This is a genomic window from Streptomyces sp. ActVer, assembly GCF_027270795.1.
Taxonomy (GTDB): domain Bacteria; phylum Actinomycetota; class Actinomycetes; order Streptomycetales; family Streptomycetaceae; genus Streptomyces; species Streptomyces umbrinus_A.
This window is the reverse complement of sequence record NZ_JAPWHT010000163.1, coordinates 1-20,385: the sequence shown is the minus strand read 5'-3', so window position 1 is coordinate 20,385 and position 20,385 is coordinate 1. Positions and strand designations below refer to the sequence as shown.

Here is a 20,385-nt window from a genome sequence, read left to right as displayed (position 1 = left end):
GGGCGGACCCGCCCGCGAGACGGCGTCCAAGGCCCTCGACGTGGCACTGACCGCGCCCGTCGCCCTCAGCACGATCGCCGTCGCGGTCGGCCTCGCCGTCACCGGCGGCCTGATCGCGGGTGCCTTCGGCGGCTGGCGCGCCTCCCGGCTGCGACCGGCGGACGCCCTGCGCCGCGTCGAATAGCCGGCCGCCTCGGTCGCCCGCCCGGCCGCGCGTCGCGGCGGGCGCCAACCCCCTTACGTATCCCAGGAGTTGCAGCATGTACGAACTCAGAGGCGTCACCAAGCGCTACAAGCGGGGCAAGGAGTCCGTCGACGCGCTCGACGGGGTCGACCTGACCATCGGGGACGGTGACCGGCTGGTCATCCAGGGCCCCACCGGCGGCGGCAAGTCCACCCTGCTTCAGATGCTCGGCGGGCTCGACCGGCCCACCGCCGGAAGCGTCGAACTCGACGGTACGGATCTCGCCAAGCTGTCCGAGAGCAAACTGACCAAGGTCCGCAGCGAGAACATCGGTTTCGTCTTCCAGAGCTTCAACCTCATTCCCACGCTCACCGCCCAGGAGAACGTGGAAACCGCCCTCGTACCCCTGAAGCTGAAGGTCAGGGAACGGCGCGAACGGGCCGCGGCCGCACTGGATTCGGTGGGGCTCGCCGAGCGGCTCGGGCATCTGCCGGCCGAGCTGTCCGGCGGTCAGCAGCAGCGCGTCGCGATCGCCCGTGCCCTGGTCAAGCAGCCGAAGGTGCTCCTCGCCGACGAACCGACCGGAAACCTCGACGAGTCCATGCGCGACGAGATCATGGACGTACTCGAAACCATGTGGAAGGAGCACGGGCTCACTTTCATCATGGTTACGCACGATTCGGCGATCGCGAAAAAGGCCCCCCGGGTCGCCACGATCCGCAAGGGAAAGATCACCGTGAAGGAAAACGCGAACTCTTAACAGCCGCCTCACTATTGAGCACCCGTTCACCCCCCGGCATACTGAGTATTCCGGGGGGTTACGCGCGAGCATGCGTACGGGACGTCCCCCGGCCGGATGAACGGGGATTCATCCCGGACCTGCATCTCCAGGGGGAGACTTGCGCAGACAAATGAAAAGAGCGTGCGTGGCCACGATCGCCGCGGCGGCAGCCGTGGCCCTGGCGGCGGGCATGACCAGCCCGGCGTCGGCGGAGGCCAGGCCCACGGCCGGTGACTCGGCCGTACCGACCACGCCCAAGCACCGCATCACCCTGATCACCGGCGACCGTGTGGTCGTCGACGCCAAGGGCCGCGTCGTCGGCCTGGAGCGCGCCAAGGGCCGCGAGGGGATACCCGTCCAGGTCCGCAGGGCCGGCGGGCGCACGCTCGTCGTCCCTGCCGACGCGGCGCGGCTGATCGCCTCCGGCAAGCTCGACCAGCGGCTCTTCGATGTCACCGAGCTGAACAAGTCGGCCAACCGCAAGGCCCAGAAGCAGGGTCTCAAGCTGATAGTCGGCTACCGCGGCGCGGCCGCGGCGGCGAAGGCCGACGTCCGTGACGCGGGCGACACCAAGGTCCGCCGGACCCTCAAGTCGCTGAACGCGGACGCGGTCCTGACGCCGAAGGACGACGCGACCGACCTCTGGTCCGCGGTCACCGACTCGCAGGGCGGCAGTGCGCGGACCGCGTCCGGCATCGCCAATGTGTGGCTCGACGGTGTCCGCAAGGCCAGCCTCGACAAGTCCGTCAAGCAGATCGGCGCCGACAAGGCCTGGGCCGCCGGGTTCGACGGCAAGGGCGTCAAGATCGCCGTCCTCGACACGGGTGTCGACTCGACCCACCCGGACCTCAAGGGCCAGGTCGTCGCCGAGAAGAACTTCTCCGCCGCTCCGGACGCGACCGACAAGTACGGTCACGGCACGCACGTCGCGTCCATCGCGGCCGGTACGGGCGCCAAGTCCGCGGGCAAGTACAAGGGCGTCGCACCGGGCGCCCAACTGCTCAACGGCAAGGTCCTCGACGACAACGGCTTCGGCGACGACTCCGGCATCCTCGCCGGCATGGACTGGGCGGCCGAGCAGGGCGCCGACATCGTGAACCTCAGCCTGGGCGGCGGAGACACCCCCGAGGTGGACCCGCTGGAGGCCCAGGTCAACAAGCTGTCCGAGGAGAAGGGCATCCTCTTCGCGATAGCCGCCGGCAACTCCGGCCAGTTCGGCGAGCAGACGGTCGGTTCCCCGGGCAGCGCGGCCGCCGCGCTCACCGTCGGCGCAGTCGACGACAGCGACAAACTGGCCGACTTCTCCAGCACCGGACCCGGCCTCGACGGCGCCATCAAGCCCGACGTGACCGCGCCCGGCGTGGACACCACCGCCGCCTCGGCCAAGGGCAGCATCATCGCCCAGGAGGTCGGCGAGAACCCCGCCGGCTACGTCACCATCTCGGGTACGTCGATGGCGACCCCGCATGTCGCGGGCGCCGCCGCCATCCTCAAGCAGCAGCACCCGGACTGGAAGTACACCGAGCTCAAGGCCGCGCTCACCGGTTCAGCCAAGGGCGGCAAGTACACGCCGTTCCAGCAGGGTTCGGGCCGCATCCAGGTCGACAAGGCCATCAAACAGACCGTGATCGCCGACCCGTCGTCCGTGAGCTTCGGCATCCAGCAGTGGCCGCACACCGACGACACCCCGGTCACGAAGAAGATCACGTACAAGAACCTAGGCACGGCCGACGTCACGCTGAGCCTCTCCGCGACGGCCACCAACCCGAAGGGCCAGGCCGCTCCGGCAGGCTTCTTCACGCTCGGGGCCAAGACACTGACCGTCCCGGCGGGCGGCACGGCCTCCGCCGACCTCACGGTCAACACCAAGCTGGGCGGCACGCTCGACGGCGGCTACTCCGCGTACGTGACCGCGACCGGCGGCGGCCAGAGCGTGCGTACGGCGGCTGCGGTGCAGCGCGAGGTGGAGTCGTACGACGTCACGCTCAAGATGATCGACCGTGACGGCAACCCGGCGAAGTACTACAACGCCGACCTGACCGGTGTCTCCGGCATGGCCGCGGAGAAGTGGTTCGCGCCGTACGACGAGTCCGGCACCGTCAAGGTCCGCGTTCCCAAGGGCGGATACATCCTCAACTCGGCGTTCTTCGTCGACCCGGAGGACTTCACCAAGGGTGCCGACTGGGTGGCCCAGCCGAAGCTGAGCATCACCAAGAACACCACGATCACGGTGGACGCGCGGACCGCGAAGCCGGTGGACATCACCGTGCCCGACGCGGCCGCCAAGTCGGAGTTCGCGTCGCCGGACTACACGGTGGACGTGGGCAACAACAGCTACGGGTTCGGCTGGTGGCTGGACACGTACGCCAACTTCCGTACCGCGAGCGCCGGTCCGGAGATCACCGACGGTTCGCTGTTCCAGCAGTGGGGCGGTCACTGGGCCAAGCCCGGTGAGGAGTACAACACCGTCGCGGGCGGCAAGGTGAAGAAGGTCGCCACCGGATACACCAAGCATTACAAGGCGAGCGAACTGGCCACCCTGAAGGTCGGCCTGGGCGCCTCGACGAGCGGCAAGAAGGGCGCGGTCAACACCATCGGCTGGCTGCCCGGCAGCTCCAGCGCCTCCTCGATCGGTGTCGCGCAGACGCTGCCCGGCACGCGGAAGGTGCACGTGACCACCGCGGGCGGCGTGAAGTGGGAGCAGGACTTCGAGCAGCAGGGCGGGCTCGACCCGGACGGCTTCCCGATCACCGAGGCCTTCTACACGCTCGGCCGCGCCCAGACCTTCAAGGCGGGCAAGAGCTACGAGAAGATCTACAACACGGCGGTCTTCGGTCCGCGCGTCGGCTCCGGCTTCGGCATCCAGCGCGAGGGCAACGAGATCTACGGCTACCTGCCGCTGTTCGCCGACGGCAAGACGCACGCCGGCTCCTCGCTCTTCTCGTCGGTCACCACGACGCTCTACCGCAACGGCACCAAGGTCGGCTCGAACGAGGACCCGCTGTTCGGCGAGGGAGTCTTCAAGGTCCCGGCCGGTGACGCCTCGTACAAGCTGACCACCTCGGTCAAGCGGAGCGTCAAGGTCGCGGCGGCCTCCACCCGTATCGACGCCAGCTGGACCTTCCGCTCCAAGAAGGTCACCAGCGCCGCGCTGCCCACCTCCTCGGTCCGCTTCAACGCGGCCGTCGGACTGGACAGCAAGGTCCCGGCCGGCAAGAAGGTCTCCGTCCCGGTCACCGTCCAGGGCTCGGCCGCCGGCAAGAACCTCAAGTCGCTGTCGGTGTACGTGTCGTACGACTACGGCCAGACCTGGAAGAAGGTCACCGTCAAGAACGGCAAGATCGGCGTGACGAACCCGGCCAAGGGCAAGGGCATCTCGTTCCACGCGAAGATCACCGACAAGAAGAACAACAAGTCGACGATCTCGATCTACAACGCGTACTACGGGAAGTGAGCCGGCGGGGTCGGTCCCTCAGGATCGACCCTCAAGGCTGGTCCTGAGGTTCGCTGAGCGCTGACTGATGCGAACGGCCCGACGGAAGTGCAGCTTCCGCGGGCCGTCCGTGTTTGTGTGGGGGCATGACAGCGCACACCGTTGAGTACATCCGGTACCGCATTCCCGAGCAGCAGTCGGCGGAGTTCCTCGCCGCCTACACCCGGGCCGCCGCTCAGCTCGCCGCGGCCCCGCAGTGTGTCGACTACGAACTGGCGCGCTGCGAGGAGGACTTCGAGCACTTCGTGCTCCGCATCACCTGGACCTCCACCGAGGACCACATCGAGGGCTTCCGCAAGTCCGAGCTCTTCGCCGAGTTCCTCGCCGAGATCCGGCCTTACATCAGCTCCATCGAGGAGATGCGGCACTACAAACCGACGACGGTACGGGGTACGGGGGCGTCCGTGCCCACGTTGTACGTCTGGGCGGGGGGTGCCGAGGCCTTCGACCGTCTCACCGAGGTCTTCTACGACAAGGTTCTCAAGGACGACGTCCTGGCGCCCGTCTTCGAGGGTCTCGCTCCCGAGCACGCGTCGCATGTCGCGCTGTGGCTCGGGGAGGTGTTCGGGGGGCCGGCCGGGTACTCCGAGACGCAGGGTGGGCACGGGCACATGGTCGCGAAGCATCTCGGGAAGGGGATCACCGAGGTACAGCGGCGGCGGTGGGTGAACCTTCTCCAGGACGCGGCGGACGATGCGGGGCTTCCCTCCGACGCGGAGTTCCGCTCCGCGTTCGTGGCGTATGCGGAGTGGGGGACTCGGCTTGCCGTCTATTTCTCGGGCCCCGACGCGGTGCCTCCGGCGGAGCAGCCGGTCCCCAAGTGGACGTGGGGTTCGGCTCCGCCGTACCAGGGCTGACATCCGGCCGGGCATTTTTCGCCCCCGCCGCCCCTACCCATTCCCGTCACTACTCGGCGGCCGGCCCCCCGAACCCCCGCTCCTCAAACGCCGGAGGGGCTGAAATACTCAGCCCGTCCGGCGTTTGAGGACGAGGCCGTTCAGGCCGACAAGCGGGGGTCTGGGGGCGCAGCCCTCAGGGATGGGACGGGTAGGGGCGGCGGGGGCGAGAAAAACCTACGACTGGGGCGTCGACGTGCCCGCGCGGGTTGCGTCCCTGCCCCAGCTCGCCAGCAGGCGGAGGGCGTCGGACGAGGGGGAACCCGGTTCGGCGTGGTAGGTGATCATTGACTGTTCGTCGTCGTCGACGAGGCGGAACGACTCGAAGGAGAGGGTCAGCTCGCCGACGAGCGGATGGTGCAGCCGCTTGACGCCGTGGCTCTTCTCCTTGACGTCGTGCGTCGCCCAGAGCCGACGGAACTCCTCGCTCTTCACGGACAGCTCGCCCACCAGGGCGGACAGGCGCGGATCGTCGGGGTGGCACCCCGCGTCCATCCGCAGAAAGCTCACCATGTCGGACGCCTTCTGCTCCCACTCCACGAACAGCTCGCGATACTCGGGCTTGAGAAACACCATCCGCGCCCAGTTCCGCTCCTGCGGCGGCACCTCCGACCAGTCCCCGAAGACGGCCGCGGCCATCCGGTTCCAGACGAGAATCTCCGACCGCCGCCCCACGACATACGCGGGCACCCCGTCGAACGTGTCGATCAGCTCCCGCAGAGCCACCCGCACCTGCTGCGGCCGGACCGACGGCTTCTTCTTGTGCTGCTTCGGCTTCGCGAGATGCGTGAGGTGCGCGTGCTCGGCCCCCGTCAGCCGCAGAGCGCGCGCGATCGAGTCGAGCACCTCCGCGGACACGTTCCGCCCATTGCCCTGCTCGAGCCGGGTGTAGTACGCCACGGACACCCCGGCCAGCTGCGCCAGCTCCTCGCGGCGCAGCCCGGGCACCCGGCGATGCCGCCCGAAGTCCGGCAGCCCCACGTCCTCGGGCTTCAGCCGGGCCCGGCGCGTGCGCAGGAACTCGCTGAGCTCGGCACGCCGGTCCAGCGGCCGCCCCGCGGGCTCCTGAGAGGGCTGTTCATCCATACGTCCAGTATTCACGGTCGTACGCATACGAACCTGCCCCCGTCAGTAGTAGGACCAGTGGACGTACGCAAAGCCGTGGTCTGGGTGACTGCCGTGATCCGGGGCAGGCTGGACGCCGTGCCCGGCCGGAAGGCAGGCCGGGCGCAGAACCCCTCCCTAGGAGAACCCCCGGCATGACCACTGTCGCCGCATACGCCGCTCCCGCCGCCAAGGCTCCGCTGGAGCGCACGACCATCGAGCGTCGCCCGGTCGGCGAGCACGACGTTCTGATCGAGATCAAGTTCGCCGGCATTTGTCACTCCGACATCCACCAGGCCCGCGAGGGCTGGGGCGAGGCCATCTTCCCGATGGTCCCCGGCCACGAGATCGCCGGCATCGTCACCGAGGTCGGCCCGGGCGTCACCAAGTTCGCGGCCGGCGACCGCGTGGGCGTGGGCTGCCTGGTCGACTCCTGCCGCGAGTGCGAGAACTGCAAGGCGGGCCTGGAGCAGTACTGCACCCAGGGCAACGTCGGCACGTACAACGCCGTCGGCAAGGACGGCGAGCCCACCTACGGCGGCTACTCGACGCACATCGTCGTCGACGAGGCCTTCACCGTCCGTATCCCCGAGGGCCTGGCCCTCGACGAGGCCGCGCCGCTGCTGTGCGCCGGCATCACCACGTACTCCCCGCTCAAGCACTGGAACGCCGGTCCCGGCAAGAAGGTCGCCGTCCTCGGCATGGGCGGTCTCGGCCACATGGGCGTCAAGATCGCGCACGCCCTCGGTGCCGAGGTGACCGTTCTCTCGCAGTCCCTGCGGAAGAAGGACGACGGGCTGAAGCTGGGCGCCGACCACTACTACGCGACCAGCGACCCGAAGACCTTCCAGGAACTGCGCGGTTCCTTCGATCTGATCCTGTCCACCGTGTCCGCCCCGCTGGACCTGGACGTCTTCCTCTCCCTCCTCAAGACGGACGGCGCCTTCGTGAACGTGGGCGCGCCCGAGGAGCCCGTCTCCCTGAACCTCTTCTCCGTGATCGGTGGCCGTAAGACCCTTGCCGGGTCCGGGATCGGTGGCATTCAGGAGACCCAGGAGATGCTGGACTTCTGTGCCGAGCACGGGTTCGGGGCGGAGATCGAGCTGATCAGCGCGGGTGAGATCAACGAGGCGTACGAGCGGGTGCTCAGCAGTGATGTGCGGTACCGGTTTGTGATTGACGTCGCGACCATTTAGTTCCACTGAGGGGCGGGGTTCGGCTGCGGGTTCGTTCTGGCTGAGCGCGCAGTTCCCCGCGCCCCTAGTGGACGGGGCTGCGCCCCTGTCCTCTACGACCGCCTGCCAGGAGCCATAGCAAGTACGGGCCGCCCACCAAGGCCGTCAATGCCCCCACTGGGATCTCCAGTGGGGGCATCAGCGTGCGGGCCGCCAGGTCGGCCGCGACCAGGATCACCGAACCCGTCAACGCCGAGGTCGCCAGCGGGAGTTGGGGTGTGCGGGTCAGGCGGCGGGCCAGTTGGGGGGCCGTCAGGGCTACGAAGCCGATGGGGCCCGCCGCTCCCGTGGCGGTTGCCGCGAGGATCACGCCCAGGACGGTCAGGGCGAGCTGGGTCCGGTGTACGCGGACGCCCAGCGCGGCGGCCGTGTCGGGGTCGAGGCCGAGCGGTCGCAGGGCCCGGTTCGCCCACACCAGGGCGGGGAGGGCGAGGAGGAGGAGGATCCAGGCGAGGGGTTCGGCCTGTTCCCAGCCGCGTCCGTTGAGGCTGCCGGTCAGCCACAGTTTGACCTGCTCGGCCGCGCCCAGCTCGCTCTCCGTGAGATACAGCTGGACGACCGCGGAGAGGGCCACCCCGATGCCGACCCCGGTCAGCACGAACCGGCTGGGCTGCATGCCGTGCCGCCAGGCCAGTACGTACACGAGCGCCGCGGCCCCCAGACCGCCCGCTACGGAGACCGCCGGGAGCGCGCCGGGGGAGGCGACCGTACCCGTGGCGAGTGCCAGGACGGTGGCGGCGGCCGCCCCGTGCCCGACGCCGATCACGTCCGGGCTGGCCAGCGGGTTGCGCGTCACGGTCTGCACGAGTGCCCCGGAGAGCCCGTACGCGGCGCCGACCAGCGCGCCGAGCACGATCCGCGGGACCCGCAGCTCCCCGACGATCAGGTCGTACGGGCCGCCGTGGCCGCGCAGGACCCGCCAGACCTCGCCCGGCGACACGTACGTCTGCCCGACGCACGCCGAGAGCACCATCACGCCGGCCAGGAGAAGCAGGAGTACGGCGACGACTGCCGCCGAGCGGCGGTGCAGGAGCAGGGAGAAGGAGCGGCGGCGGAGGACCGAGAGGCCTGCCGAGTGGGGGTGGACGGGGTCCGGGGACGGGGACTGTCCTTGGGGTGTCGACTGTTCGGACGGGCGCGGGGATGCCGTTGTCACGAAGCCGCTCCCTTCCGGCGTACGAGAACGACCAGGACCGGCACGCCCACGAGGGCCGTCATCACCCCGGCCGGTACCTCCGCGGGCGCGCGGACCACCCGTCCCGCGACGTCCGCCGCGAGCAGCAGGGCCGCCCCGAGCAGGGCGGAGAGCGGCAGGGTCCAGCGGTGGCCGCCCGAGACGAGGCGGCGGGCCAGGTGAGGTACGGCGAGCCCTATGAAGGCGATCGGCCCGGCCGCGGCCACCGCGGCGGCGGTCAGGACGGTCGCGCCGAGCGCCGCGCAGACGCGTACGAGCTGGACCTTGTGCCCCAGCGCACGCGCGGTGTCGTCGCCGAGGGCGAGCGCGTCCAGGCCGCGGGCGCAGCCGAGCACCAGCAGCGCGCCCGCGACGAGGAAGGGCAGCATCTGCCCGACCGTCCCCGCGTCGCGTCCGCTGAGCGCGCCCACCTGCCAGAACCTGAACTGGTCCAGAGTCGCCGAACTCGACGTCAGGACCACGGTGGTGGCCCCGCCGACCATCGCGGACAGCGCGGTCCCGGCGAGCGCGAGCTTGACCGGCGAGGCGCCGCCCCGGCCGCGCGAGGCGACGGCGTACACCAGGCAGGCGGCGACGACCGCGCCCACGAAGGCGAACCAGACGTAGCCGCCGAAGCCGTTGGCGAGTCCGCCGGTGATCGCGAACACGACCCCCGCCGCGGCTCCCTGGCTCAGTCCGAGGATCCCCGGATCGGCCAGCGGATTGCGGGTGACGGCCTGCAGCGCCGCCCCCGCGACCCCGAGCGCGGCCCCCGCGGTGAGCCCGACGGCGGTTCGGGGCAGCCGCAATGACCGTACGACCAGCGCGTCCCGCGAGCCGCCGCCGTGCAGCAGCGCGTCGAGCACGGCGGACAGCGGCACCTGCCGGGTGCCGACGGCGAGGCTGAGGGCCACCGCGACGAGGGTGAGGAGGAGGGCGACCACCAGCCAGGAGGCGCGTACGGAGGCGCGGGAGGTGCGTACGGTCGCGGTGCGCGTGGTCACGTGCTCGCGGACCTACTTGGCGAGTGACTCGGTGAGCTGCTTCACGACCAGGTCGGCCGCCGTGGGGCCCGCGTTGAGGTACCAGGGGTCGTCGTCGACCTTGACGGCGTGCCCGGCCCCGACGGCCTTCATCGACTTCCAGAGCGGCCCGGCGAGGACGCTCCCGGCGTCGGTCTTGTCCTGCGCGCCCTGCACGGAGTAGAAGATCCAGTCGCCGTCCGCCACATCGATGCTCTCGGCGCCGATGTCCTCCGAAATGGCGTTGAACTGCTGGGACTTGGGCCGTCCGATCCCCATGTCGACGGCGATCGAACCGGTGAAGGAGGAGATGCCGAACATCCGGGTCCGGTCGGGCGTGAACCGCAGCATGGACACCGTGGTGTTCTTCCCGTCGACCTTCGTGCCCGCCGCGGCCGTCTCGTCCGCGTGCTCGTCGAGGAGCTTCTGCGCCTGCTCGCCCTTGCCGACGGCGTCGCCGACCAGCAGCAGGTCCCGCTTCCAGTTGATGCCGTTGCCCGCGGTGATCACGGTCGGGGCGATCCTCGACAGCTTGGGGTAGAGGTCGCCGAGCGAGTCGTTGGCGAGGATGAGGTCGGGCTTGGCGGTGGCCAGCGTTTCGAGGTTGGGCGCGGCCCGGGTCCCCGCGTCGGTCATCTTCGCGAGCTGCTTCTTGTACTGGGGGAAGGCGTCGGCGAGGTAGCCGGGTACGAGTCCGGCGTTGTCGGCGCGGGTGGTGGCGGCCGGTACGACTCCCAGGGTGAGTACGTCGTCGAGCTGCCCGGTGCTGAGCACGGCTATCCGCTTCGGCGCGGCCGCGATCTCCGTCTTGCCCTTGAAGTGGCTGACGGTACGGGGGAACTCGCCGTCGGCCGCCTTCGTACCCATGCCGTCGGCGAGGGCGCTGGGTGCGGCGGAGGGGCCCTTGGAGGCGCCGGCGACGAGGTTGCGGTCGCTCTTGCCGCCGCCCTCGCTGCTCTTGCCGCTCTCCGACGACGCGCATCCGGCCATCAGTCCGCCGACCACGGAAACGGCCAGGACGGTTTTGAATCCCGATGTGCGCACGACTCGCTCCGATTTTTCGATCTATAAGGCAAGGCTTACCTTATCCCGCCTTCCGGAGTGGCCACTTCCGGGGCTGCGCACGCGTTGCTGGGGCGCCTGGCGTGGAAAGGGATACGCGGAAAAAGGTAGGAAAAGGCCGCCGACGCCGAGCGCCGAGCCAGGACGATGAAGCGCACCGTGCCAGGAACGATGACGAGCAACGTGCCAGGACGAAGACGAGCAGCGCGCCAAGGAGGTACGCACGATGACCGTCGAGCTGAACCACACGATCGTCGCCGCCCACGACAAGAAGACCTCGGCCCGGTTCCTCGCCGACATCCTGGGCTTGGAGGTGAGCCCGCAGTACGGCCCGTTCATCCCGGTCCGGATCCCGAACGGCGTGACCCTCGACTACATGGACGCGACCGGGCCCATCCCGCCCCAGCACTACGCGTTCCTGGTCTCGGAGGGCGACTTCGACGCGATCTTCGCCCGCATCCGGGACGCGGGTCTGACGTACTGGGCGGACCCCTTCCACCGCCACGTCGACGAGATCAACACGAACGACGGCGGCCGCGGCACGTACTTCGACGACCCGAGCGGCCACAACCTGGAGATTCTTACGCGGCCCTATGGGAGTGGGAGTGAGGGGTAGGTGCCATCGGCGGCGGCCGCCCGGCCGGGCCGGTCGGCTGTTGGTCAGCGGCTGTTGGCCAACGGCCGTTGACTGTCGGCTAGTGGACGGTCTTCGCCGCCCACAGCACCGCGTCGCCGGACTTGATCACGACGTTGCCGTCGGCCTGGAGGACCAGGACCGCTCCAGGGTGGCCGAACGTCTGCGAGGCCCACACGGGTTTCCCGGCGCTGTTGTGGACCACCAGGTTGCCGTCGTCCTGGAAGCGGGCGGTGTTGCCGGTGCCGGACGTCGCGGCGGCCCAGAGGGGGCGGTCCTTCTTGTCGGTGATCACGAGGTTGCCGTCCCGCTGCATGACCAGCTTCGTCTTGGCGGTCTGCACGGACTCTCCGACGCCCAGGTCGTACACGGCTTCGAGGATCCTGCGCACCGGGCTCGCCGGGTTCACCGGCTTCGTGGCCTCGGCCGATGCGGAGGGCCGGGTCTTCGCGCCGCCGGAGGAGTCGTCCGACGAATCGGAACCGGAACCGCGCATACCGACGTATGCGGCGACCGAGACGGCGGTCACGGCGACGGCCGCCGCCGCGGCGACGGCGACGACCAGCCAGAGGGGGCGCCGCCGTCTTTCGGGCGGGCCGCCCGGGACGGCCAGGACGGTGCTGTCCTGCGTCTGCCCGGCGGCCGGGTGCCCGGGGCCGGGAGCCATGGAGTGGTGGGGCCTCGGGTGGTACGCGGGGTTCGGCCGCACGTGGTTCTGCGAGCCGGGCACCAGGTCGGGCGGGAGGTCGGGCCGCGGGTCGACGAGGGTGTGCGTCGGCTGCTCGTGCGCCGTCAGTTCCGTGGCGAGGGCAGGAGGACGGACGTCCGGCCAGCTGCCGGTACGGGCGCCGATCTGCTCCAGACGCCTGCCCAGCTCGGACGCGGTCGGACGGTCGCCCGGGGCCTTGGCCAGACATGATGCGAGTACGGGGACCAGGGTCGGCGGAACGCCCTGGAGGTCGGGGGCCTCGTGGACGGCCCGGTAGACCAGGGCGGCCATGGCCACGTTCTCCTGCGGGCGCGCGAACGGGCCGTGGCCGGTGGCGGCGTACACCAGGACCGCGGCCAGCGAGAACACGTCGGCGGGCTCGGCCGGCACGCCACCGACGGCCTGGTCCGGCGCGAGAAAACCGGGCGAACCGAGAACTCCGCCGACCTGGGTGTGCCGGGGGTCGTCTGCGGCCCGCGCGATACCGAAGTCGATCAGCCGCGGGCGGTCGCGTGCCAGCAGGACGTTGCCCGGCTTCACGTCCCGGTGCGTGAGGTCGGCCTGATGCACCGACTGCAGCGCGCCGCACAGCTCGGCGGCGAGCGAGAGGACCGCGGCCTTCGGCAGCGGGCCGTGGCGCGCGACCCATTCGTCGAGCGACGGCGCCGGTACGTACTCGGTGGCCAGCCACTGCGGACGCTGGCCCGGCGGGCTGTAGTCCACGACGGTCACGGTCCACGGCGAGCGCACCCGGTCGCTGTTGCGTATCTCGCGCGCGAACCGCTCCTCGAACCCCGGATCGCTGCTGAGATCCTCACGGATCGTCTTCAGCGCCAGCAGACGCCCGGACGGCGTACGGGACAGGAACACCTGCCCCATGCCTCCCGCTCCGAGCCGGTTCAACAGCGGGTAGCCGCCGATGGACGACGGATCCGAAGGCTGAAGGTTCTTCATGAAAGCTGCACCCCAGGAATCGGCCTCGCCGCTCCAACAACGCGTCGCGGCCTGGTAGTTGAATCGAGGAGCAGCGTAGATGGCGGGGCGCGTGCGGGTGGGCCGAGTGCGCGTGTCGGGCCGCGTCTGTGCCGCGGTTGTGTCGAGCTTGTGGCGTGGTGGGGCCGCTGCGGGGAGGTGAGCGGCCCAGTGGTGGGCCGTCGGCCGGCGCGGGCTGGGGGCGGTCTTGGGGTGCTGGGGGCGCCTCGCGGGAGCCAGGGGCGGCCTCAATGGGCCTAGGGGCGGCCCACGATGCCCACGACCGGGGCCGACAGGCGGAGGACCTCCGCGGTGAAGCCGCCCGCTTCGAACGCACCGGTGACCTTCTCGGCGACCTCGCCGAGGCGTTCGTCCAGGCGCTCGCCCGGCGGCTCGTAGAACGCGTACAGGGCGCCGCCCGAGGCCAGGAGGTGGGCGGCGAGGGCCAGTTCGGCACGGGCGGGGCCGGTCCAGAACAGGTTGACGTCGATCGCGAAGATCTTGTCGAAGCGTCGGCCGGCGAGGCCCGCGGCGGTCAGGCCGGGCTCGGTGAAGGCGGCCGTGACGATCGTGGCTCGCCCGTCCCCGACCGAGCCCGCGTTGCGCCGTACGGCTCGTGCCGTGGCCGTCGCGGAACGGTCGACGGCCGTGATCGTGCCCGTGGTCAGCAGCGGACAGACCAGCCCGACCGCGACCCCGCCGCCACAGCCGATCTCCAGCAGCCGGCCGCCGGCCCGCACATCCAGCGCGGCAACCGCCTCCCTGATCCGCTCCGGTACGGCTGTGCCTGTCACGGGCGACGCGTGTAGGGCCACAGCTTGGGCCGAAATGCCCCGTACAGTCGTGGAGTTGTGTTCGACAGCCTGCGCGGGCCGACGGCCGGGTGCCGGGTGATTGGGTGCGTGATCGTGCCGGTGTGAGGTCGTGGCAGTTGAGCGGTCGTCATGGGGGCTTGGCATGCGAGCGGTCGTCGTGGGAGCGGGTATCGGGGGACTGGCGGCGACGTTGAGCCTGCGCCGGGCCGGTCATGAGGTCACGCTGGTCGAGCAGGCGGCGCGGTTCACCGAGATCGGTGCCGGGATCCAGCTCGCGCCCAACGCCACACGTCTGCTGCGTCGGCTGGACCTCCTCGACGCGGTCGCCGCACAGGCCGCCCGCCCCTCCCACGTGAGCTTCCGCACCTGGTCCGACGGAGCCGAGATCTGCCGTTACGCGCTGGGGCGTGCGGCCGAGGACACGTTCGGGGCGCCCTACCTGCTGCTCCACCGCGCCGATCTGCATCAGGCCCTGGCCGCCGCGGTGCCGCCCTCGTCGGTGCGCCTGAACACCGTCGTCGTGGGTATCGACCAGTACGACCGGTCCGCCTCCGTGACCACGGCGAGCGGCGAGCGCCTGCCTGCGGACGTGGTCGTGGCCGCCGACGGGATACGGTCGGCGGCCCGCCAATGGCTCTTCGGAGCGGACGAGGCGGTCTTCTCCAGGACCGTCGCCTACCGGGCGTTGCTCCCGGCCGACGAAGTGGCCGATCTGGACCTGCCCGACCTCGGCATCTGGCTCGGTCCGGGCCGGCACTTCGTCCACTACTGGGTGCGTCGTGGGGAACTGCTCAACGTCGTGGCCGTCTTCACGGCCGAGGCGGAGGCTGCGACTGCGACTGCGACGGAGTCGTGGACCGCTCGGGCGGAACCGGGTGAGCAGTTGCGTGAGTTCGAGGGCTGGGACTCCCGGGTGCTCGACGTCCTCGAACGCGCGGGGCAGGTGTTCCGCTACGGCATCCATACGCGGGTGCCGCTCGCGCGGTGGAACGTCGGCCGGGTGACCCTGCTGGGCGACAGCGCCCACGCGATGGTCCCGTTCCAGGCCCAGGGCGCGGCACAGGCAATCATGGACGCGGCCGTACTCGGCGACGCCCTCACGGGTGCGACCCCGGCCGACGTACCCGACGCGCTCGACCGGTACGTACGCCGGCGCCTGGCCACCGCCACCAGCATGCAGGCCAACTCCGCGCGCGCGGGCGACGACTTCCACCTCCCGGACGGTCCCGAGGCCCGGGCGCGGAACGCCCGCATGTCGGCGTACGCGGCCGAGCACGTCTTCCTGCCCCAGGCGACGGGGTGGGCGGTGGACGTCCTCGACGACCGGCGTCCTTGAGGAATGGCGTCCTTGACGATCGGCCTCCGGCGCCGGGCTAGGCCGTCGTCGTCGGCATCATGACGTGCTGCTTGACGAGTTCGTACGACCGCAGCCGGTCGGCCAGTGCGTGGACGGGAGTTACGAGCATGAGTTCGTCCGCTCCGGTCAGGTCCACCAGGTCCGTCAGCTGCTTCGCGACGGTCTCGGGTGAGCCCTGGGCCTGGTGGGTGCGGAAGTTGGCCAGGGCCCGGGTCTCGTCCGCGCTGAACGAGTGGGCCGCGGCCTCTTCGGGTGTGGGGAAGGGGATGCCGCCTCGCCCTTGGAGGAGCCCGACCTTGATGATGTCCATCGGGCCGACGAGTTGGGCCGCTTCCTCGTCCGTCTCGGCGCACACCGTTTCCACGCAGACCAGCACGCGCGGGCTCGCGCACCAGCGGGACGGGGAGAAGTGCTCGCGGTAGTGGGCGAGCGCGGCCAGGGTGTTGTCGGGACGGATGTGATGGGCGAAGGCGATCGGCAGTCCGAGTTCCGCGGCGAGCGCCGCACCGGCCGTGCTGGAGGACAGCAGCCATGGCTCCGGGAGCGGGTCAAGGCCGACCTCGTCCACCAGGAGCCGCAGCGTCGATGACACGTCGTCGCGGTACTCGTCGTCCGTCGTCGGACCGGCCCCGCGGCGCAGGGCCCGTGCCGTGGATTCGTCGAAGGTCCCCGGGCCCCGGCCGATGCCGAGGTCGATCCGGCCCCCGTGCAGCGCGGCCAGCGTGCCGAACTGCTCCGCCAGCATGATCGGGGCGTGGTTCGGAGCGAGAACGCCCCCGGAGCCGAGCCGGATGGACGCCGTCAACGCGGCCGCGTGGGCGGTCAGTACGACGGGCGGGAACGCCCCGATGGCCGGGGAATGGTGATGCTCGGCGTACCAGAGCCGCAGATAACCGAGTTCTTCGACGCGTCGGGCGAACTCGGTGGTGTCTCGCAACGTGTCCTCGGCCGGAGTACCCGTCTGGACCATGGCCACTTCGAGCGCGCTGAGCGGAACGGTGATCATTCGGTCAGTATAGAAATCGCCTGCTCCCTCCAACTTCCGCTGTACGTACGGTGGATCGGCCGCTGTGCCGGACGCCGAGGGCGGCGGCCGGGCGGGAGGGTGGGGCGGGGTCGGTGCCTGTGGCCGGACGGTGCGGGCGTCGGACACCGCGTGTGGTCAGACGGGCGGGGCGGCGAAGTAGTGGCCCTTGTCGAGGTCGTCGAGGAGCCCGGGCCCGGTCGGCTGCCACCCCAGCAGTTCGCGGGTGTACGCGCTGGAGACGGGGCTGTCCATGGCGAGGAAGGCGGCCAGCCAGGTGAAGTGCCCGGCCGCGTCGTCGGGGGAGACCGAGGCCACGGGCAGACCGAGGTGTCGCCCGATCACCTCCGCGACGGCACGTATCGGCACACCCTGGTCCGCGATCGCGTGCAGCGTGGAGCCGGCCGGAGCGCTCTCCAGTGCGAGGCGGAAGAGGTGCGCGGCGTCGGACCGGTGCACGGCGGGCCAGCGGTTGGCGCCGTCGCCGATGTAGCCCGAGACGCTCTTCTCACGGGCGACGGCCACCACGGTGGCGAGGAAGCCGTGGTCCCCGTCGCCGTGCACGGTCGGAGGAAGCCGTACGACGGACGAGCGGACGCCGCGGTCCGCGAGGGCGGCCGTGGCGTGCGCGTTGGCCAGCCGCTTGACGGGACCGGCGGCCCAGTGGCCGCCTGTCCCGCCGGACGCCTGACCGTCCTGCTCGGTGGCGACCTGCCCAGGCGCGAGCCCGAGCGTCCCGGACGCGATGACGAACGGGCGGTCGGATCCGGCGAGCGCCTCGCCGAACGTGTCGATGGCGCGCCGGTCCGCGTCGGCCGCGTCCTCGAAGCCGCCGCTGAACGCGATGTCGTGCTTGAAGGCGAGGTGGATCACGCCGTCGGACTCGGCGGCCGCTTCGCGCAGGGTGACGAGGTCGTCGAGCGTGCCGCGGCGCACCTCGGCGCCGGCCTCGGCGAGAGCGGCGGCCGAGGCGTCCGATCGGGCGAGCCCGACGACCTGGTGACCGGCGCCGATGAGCTCCGGAACAACGGCTGAACCGATCCAGCCGGACGCGCCGGTGACGAACACACGCATGAGGAGAACCTCCGGGTAGGTCGACCGTCCTGGCCGCGGGCGCATGGAATGCGCGGGGTGTGTGCGTCCGGTGCGGCGGCGAACGAGCCGATGACAGTCACTGACATCAACCGTAGCACCTGATGTCAGTGACTGCCATCGCGTACGATCGGGGGTATGAGTCGATGGGAGCCGGACGCGCGCGGGCGGCTTGAGAAGGCGGCGCTGGATCTCTACAGCGAGCGCGGGTACGAGCAGACGACCGCCGCGCAGATCGCCGAGCGCGCGGGTCTGACCGAGCGGACGTTCTTCCGGCACTACGCCGACAAGCGCGAGGTGCTCTTCGGGGGTTCGAGCCTGCTGGAGGAGTTCTTCGTGGACGCTCTCGCGGGCACCCCGGACACGGCCCCGCCGATCGACGCGATGGCCACGACGCTGGAGGCCGTCGCCGCCCTCTTCCTGGAGCGCCACGAGCACTCCCGGCAGCGCCAGGCCGTCATCGTGGCCAACGCGGAGCTGCGCGAGCGCGAGCTGATCAAGCTCGCGTCCCTGTCCGCGGCACTCGCCGCCACGCTCCGCCGCCGCGGCGTCAAGGACCCGGCCGCGACCCTCACCGCCGAGGCCGGCATAACCGTCTTCAAGGTCGGCTTCGAACGCTGGGTCGACGACAACGGGGACCGCCCCCTGGCGGACTTCCTGCGCGAGTCGCTGAACGAACTCAAGGTGGTGACGGGGGGCGGGTGAGCGTGGGCGGTCCTACTCCGTTTCGCCCGAAGGCTCAGGCGCTTCTCCACGCTGAGGTTCGCCGCGGCCGATCGTCATGGACCACCGCACCGACGAGGGCGCCAGAACCGAGACGGTGCCCTTCTTCTCCGCTCCCGCGACGCCGATCTGGTTGTAGGTGGTGCTGGTGCTGGTGCTGGTGGCGGTGCTTGCTTCGCCATCGACGCATTCCAGCGGGAAGCCGACGTTCACCGGCTTCACGGAGACCTCGATCTCCCCTTCGCCCTGGCACCGGACGGCGATGATCAGGGCATCACCTTTCTCACCCTCGCCGAACCCGAAGGTGCCGGCACCACGGGTCTCACCCTGACGGGCGACGACGGTCTCGGAGTCGTCCAACTCGGGTGGGGACTTCACGGAGTCCGAGGCCGAGGCCGAGTCCGAGTCCGCGTTCACGTTCGGGTCAGAGTCCTGTTCAGGGCGGGGAGAGGCGGCGGTTGCCGTTGTGCTGGGAGTAGCAGGCTCCGAAGTACTTGCGACGTCCGTCTCCTGATCGGACGTACAGGCAACTGCAAGCGCCAGCACTGCCATCGCGAGACTTGATGCAATCAGCGGCGAGGCCGCTCTTGGAATTCGTATGACGGTTCCCCCTGGTGAGACGAGTGGGGGTAACCGGTCGTGATGCCCCCGCCCGCGGTCATCTGATCTTGCAGTGCGTCACATCGGCAAACAAGATCCCAGCGAAAACGCTGAGGGGAACGTGAGATTCAGTTTCTGTCCGAGACGGCTCGCGCCACGTTCCACGCCGAGGGTCCCGGCGTTGAACAACTGCACGCAGCACAATTTCATGAGCTCCGTGTCACCGTCTCCCTGCGCGCGCTTCTCCAGCCGAGTTCGCGCGGCGAGCAGACCTCGTACCTCGTCGAGGTTCGCGCCGGCGGGGTGCAGCCCGTAGCGGTGCAGGCTCTCGTCTTCGTCCATCGCCATCTTTTCTCGGTCGGAGCGGACACAGGTCCTGATGTCGACCTCCCGGCTCCTGGTACCCGAGTCGCGAAAGAGGTTGTGAACACGGCTTGATGATCCACGTCAAGCCGCGTTCACAAACCATTTGCCGGACTGAGCCAGGTTCAGACCGGCCTGCGCGTCCACCGAGACAGGGCGCTGCTCGTCGCAACGGCAATGGTCTGACCGGAGGGAGAGAAACTGGCGGCTCGGAACTCGGAGTAGCTGGCGTGGAGAGACCGCATCCTGCCCTCGACGGGGACACTGGCCACCTCCATTACTGACCTACCGACAAACTCGGGTGCCTGCCCATGTAGGCACTGTTACGGTGCCGCCTCGTGAGTACGGACATCCATGGCGGCATCGAGTTTCGTCACCCCGGCGTCGACACCGACTACTACGACGGCGAGCCGTGGGTAGCTGCCATGGATCTTTGGCCGCTGTATGACCAGACCGACTACGCGGCCTTCGGCTGCCTCTTCGGAGTGCGCAACTACGCGGGTTTCCAACCGCTCGCACCAGACCGCGGCCTGCCCGTCGATCTGTCGAGCGGGATGTGTTCGCAGTTGGGGTCCTCGGGTACAGCGGGCGACCTTCACAGCGCGAGCTGGGTCAGCTGGGCGGAGATCGCTTCGATGGATCTCGTGGCCACTTCTGATCAGTTCATGGGCCGGCTGACCTGGCGCACGAAATCGCTGCCATCGACACTGCACCAACAACTCGTTTCCGATGCCTGGCCGCCGGCGACTCTGTCCGCGGTAGGCGTGCCGCCCCCGAACCTGCACAGCGCGACGGAACGCATGGAGTGGACCACTGACGAAGTGATGTGCACGTACGAACCGCTGACCGTCGGTGCTGTCCTGGGCCCCGAAACGCACTGGCCGCATGTCTTCGCTGTGATGAAGGCTCTGGCAGGCCGCTTTGGTGATGACGGCGTTCGCTTGGTCGTGGCGTTTGACTGAGCCGACCTTCCCCGGCGGGCTGCTGTGAGCATGGATGGGGTCTGTGAACGCCGCTTGGTGACCCATGTCATCCGATTCCGTTTCCATGCCGGAGGGCCTACAGCGTGGGTCGGCCAGTTCGCGCGGCCGCTGGGTTTCGACTGCCGGTCCCTTCGGGCGAGGGCCGGTCGCAGTGTGGCGTGC

The 20,385-nt window shown here is 70.0% G+C and carries 18 protein-coding genes and 1 pseudogene; 9 read left to right on the top strand and 10 right to left on the bottom strand.

Annotation, left to right across the window (positions count from 1 at the left end; all coding sequences use genetic code 11):
* From O3Q52_RS25480 to O3Q52_RS25465, 4 genes and pseudogenes are all read left to right on the top strand, one after another.
* A pseudogene (locus O3Q52_RS25480) lies at positions 1-184 on the top strand (ABC transporter permease); the annotation flags it as partial.
* Positions 185-260: 76 nt separating this feature from the next.
* Entirely contained in the window at positions 261-944 is a 684-nt protein-coding gene (locus tag O3Q52_RS25475) for an ABC transporter ATP-binding protein (protein WP_269651077.1), read from the top strand.
* A gap of 151 nt (positions 945-1,095) precedes the next feature.
* On the top strand, positions 1,096-4,419 hold the full coding sequence (locus tag O3Q52_RS25470) for a S8 family peptidase (RefSeq protein WP_269651076.1): 3,324 nt from the start codon (positions 1,096-1,098) through the stop codon (positions 4,417-4,419).
* 125 nt (positions 4,420-4,544) lie between these two features.
* Positions 4,545-5,315 carry a group II truncated hemoglobin gene (locus O3Q52_RS25465; RefSeq protein WP_269651075.1) on the top strand — a complete coding sequence of 257 codons (771 nt, stop codon included), beginning with the start codon at positions 4,545-4,547 and terminating at the stop codon, positions 5,313-5,315.
* Between the two features lie 216 nt (positions 5,316-5,531).
* Here O3Q52_RS25465 and O3Q52_RS25460 read toward each other — a convergent pair whose 3' ends face one another.
* On the bottom strand, positions 5,532-6,440 hold the full coding sequence (locus tag O3Q52_RS25460; protein ID WP_269651074.1) for a helix-turn-helix transcriptional regulator: 909 nt from the start codon (positions 6,438-6,440) through the stop codon (positions 5,532-5,534).
* Between the two features lie 173 nt (positions 6,441-6,613).
* Between O3Q52_RS25460 and O3Q52_RS25455 the strand changes: the two genes are divergently transcribed.
* Positions 6,614-7,654 (top strand): NAD(P)-dependent alcohol dehydrogenase, encoded by a 1,041-nt coding sequence (locus O3Q52_RS25455; protein ID WP_269651073.1) that lies wholly within the window; start codon positions 6,614-6,616, stop codon positions 7,652-7,654.
* A 64-nt stretch (positions 7,655-7,718) separates the two neighbouring features.
* Here the strand turns inward: O3Q52_RS25455 and O3Q52_RS25450 are convergent, their stop codons facing one another.
* From O3Q52_RS25450 to O3Q52_RS25440, 3 genes are all read right to left on the bottom strand, one after another.
* Positions 7,719-8,729, bottom strand: coding sequence for an iron chelate uptake ABC transporter family permease subunit (locus O3Q52_RS25450; protein ID WP_269651079.1), 1,011 nt, complete (start codon positions 8,727-8,729; stop codon positions 7,719-7,721).
* A gap of 116 nt (positions 8,730-8,845) precedes the next feature.
* Positions 8,846-9,814 carry an iron ABC transporter permease gene (locus O3Q52_RS25445; RefSeq protein WP_269651078.1) on the bottom strand — a complete coding sequence of 323 codons (969 nt, stop codon included), beginning with the start codon at positions 9,812-9,814 and terminating at the stop codon, positions 8,846-8,848.
* Positions 9,815-9,883: 69 nt separating this feature from the next.
* Positions 9,884-10,933, bottom strand: a complete 1,050-nt coding sequence (locus tag O3Q52_RS25440; protein ID WP_269651072.1) for an iron-siderophore ABC transporter substrate-binding protein — start codon at positions 10,931-10,933, stop codon at positions 9,884-9,886.
* Positions 10,934-11,177: 244 nt separating this feature from the next.
* Between O3Q52_RS25440 and O3Q52_RS25435 the strand changes: the two genes are divergently transcribed.
* Positions 11,178-11,567, top strand: a complete 390-nt coding sequence (locus O3Q52_RS25435) for a VOC family protein (RefSeq protein ID WP_269651071.1) — start codon at positions 11,178-11,180, stop codon at positions 11,565-11,567.
* A gap of 79 nt (positions 11,568-11,646) precedes the next feature.
* Here O3Q52_RS25435 and O3Q52_RS25430 read toward each other — a convergent pair whose 3' ends face one another.
* Positions 11,647-13,248, bottom strand: coding sequence for a protein kinase (locus O3Q52_RS25430; protein ID WP_269651070.1), 1,602 nt, complete (start codon positions 13,246-13,248; stop codon positions 11,647-11,649).
* A 275-nt stretch (positions 13,249-13,523) separates the two neighbouring features.
* The gene (locus tag O3Q52_RS25425; protein WP_269651069.1) at positions 13,524-14,060 is read right to left on the bottom strand and encodes a cyclopropane-fatty-acyl-phospholipid synthase family protein; all 537 of its coding nucleotides are present in this window, start codon (positions 14,058-14,060) and stop codon (positions 13,524-13,526) included.
* Between the two features lie 163 nt (positions 14,061-14,223).
* On the opposite strand from O3Q52_RS25425, the gene O3Q52_RS25420 reads away from it, so the two are divergent.
* Complete coding sequence (locus tag O3Q52_RS25420) at positions 14,224-15,417, top strand: FAD-dependent monooxygenase (protein WP_269651068.1); 1,194 nt, start codon at positions 14,224-14,226, stop codon at positions 15,415-15,417.
* A gap of 37 nt (positions 15,418-15,454) precedes the next feature.
* Here the strand turns inward: O3Q52_RS25420 and O3Q52_RS25415 are convergent, their stop codons facing one another.
* Both O3Q52_RS25415 and O3Q52_RS25410 read right to left on the bottom strand, forming a co-directional pair.
* Positions 15,455-16,444: an LLM class flavin-dependent oxidoreductase gene (locus O3Q52_RS25415; protein ID WP_269651067.1), complete on the bottom strand. Its 990-nt coding sequence runs from the start codon at positions 16,442-16,444 to the stop codon at positions 15,455-15,457.
* A gap of 156 nt (positions 16,445-16,600) precedes the next feature.
* A complete protein-coding gene (locus tag O3Q52_RS25410; RefSeq protein WP_269651066.1) occupies positions 16,601-17,536 on the bottom strand; it encodes an SDR family oxidoreductase in 936 nt (311 codons plus the stop codon).
* A gap of 156 nt (positions 17,537-17,692) precedes the next feature.
* On the opposite strand from O3Q52_RS25410, the gene O3Q52_RS25405 reads away from it, so the two are divergent.
* The gene (locus tag O3Q52_RS25405) at positions 17,693-18,259 is read left to right on the top strand and encodes a TetR/AcrR family transcriptional regulator (protein WP_269651065.1); all 567 of its coding nucleotides are present in this window, start codon (positions 17,693-17,695) and stop codon (positions 18,257-18,259) included.
* 12 nt (positions 18,260-18,271) lie between these two features.
* Here O3Q52_RS25405 and O3Q52_RS25400 read toward each other — a convergent pair whose 3' ends face one another.
* Entirely contained in the window at positions 18,272-18,694 is a 423-nt protein-coding gene (locus O3Q52_RS25400; protein ID WP_269651064.1) for a hypothetical protein, read from the bottom strand.
* 261 nt (positions 18,695-18,955) lie between these two features.
* Positions 18,956-19,225, bottom strand: a complete 270-nt coding sequence (locus O3Q52_RS25395; RefSeq protein WP_269651063.1) for a hypothetical protein — start codon at positions 19,223-19,225, stop codon at positions 18,956-18,958.
* Positions 19,226-19,578: 353 nt separating this feature from the next.
* On the opposite strand from O3Q52_RS25395, the gene O3Q52_RS25390 reads away from it, so the two are divergent.
* Positions 19,579-20,202 (top strand): hypothetical protein, encoded by a 624-nt coding sequence (locus O3Q52_RS25390; RefSeq protein WP_269651062.1) that lies wholly within the window; start codon positions 19,579-19,581, stop codon positions 20,200-20,202.
* The last annotated feature ends 183 nt before the right edge of the window (positions 20,203-20,385 follow it).

Coding starts and splice junctions, on each gene's coding strand:
- O3Q52_RS25430 (WP_269651070.1), bottom strand. CDS start 13,248: ATGAAGAACCTTCAGCCTTCGGATCCGTCGTCCATCGGCGGCTACCCG.
- O3Q52_RS25415 (WP_269651067.1), bottom strand. CDS start 16,444: ATGATCACCGTTCCGCTCAGCGCGCTCGAAGTGGCCATGGTCCAGACG.
- O3Q52_RS25460 (WP_269651074.1), bottom strand. CDS start 6,440: ATGGATGAACAGCCCTCTCAGGAGCCCGCGGGGCGGCCGCTGGACCGG.
- O3Q52_RS25455 (WP_269651073.1), top strand. CDS start 6,614: ATGACCACTGTCGCCGCATACGCCGCTCCCGCCGCCAAGGCTCCGCTG.
- O3Q52_RS25395 (WP_269651063.1), bottom strand. CDS start 19,225: ATGGCGATGGACGAAGACGAGAGCCTGCACCGCTACGGGCTGCACCCC.
- O3Q52_RS25410 (WP_269651066.1), bottom strand. CDS start 17,536: ATGCGTGTGTTCGTCACCGGCGCGTCCGGCTGGATCGGTTCAGCCGTT.
- O3Q52_RS25420 (WP_269651068.1), top strand. CDS start 14,224: ATGCGAGCGGTCGTCGTGGGAGCGGGTATCGGGGGACTGGCGGCGACG.
- O3Q52_RS25405 (WP_269651065.1), top strand. CDS start 17,693: ATGAGTCGATGGGAGCCGGACGCGCGCGGGCGGCTTGAGAAGGCGGCG.
- O3Q52_RS25465 (WP_269651075.1), top strand. CDS start 4,545: ATGACAGCGCACACCGTTGAGTACATCCGGTACCGCATTCCCGAGCAG.
- O3Q52_RS25470 (WP_269651076.1), top strand. CDS start 1,096: ATGAAAAGAGCGTGCGTGGCCACGATCGCCGCGGCGGCAGCCGTGGCC.
- O3Q52_RS25435 (WP_269651071.1), top strand. CDS start 11,178: ATGACCGTCGAGCTGAACCACACGATCGTCGCCGCCCACGACAAGAAG.
- O3Q52_RS25475 (WP_269651077.1), top strand. CDS start 261: ATGTACGAACTCAGAGGCGTCACCAAGCGCTACAAGCGGGGCAAGGAG.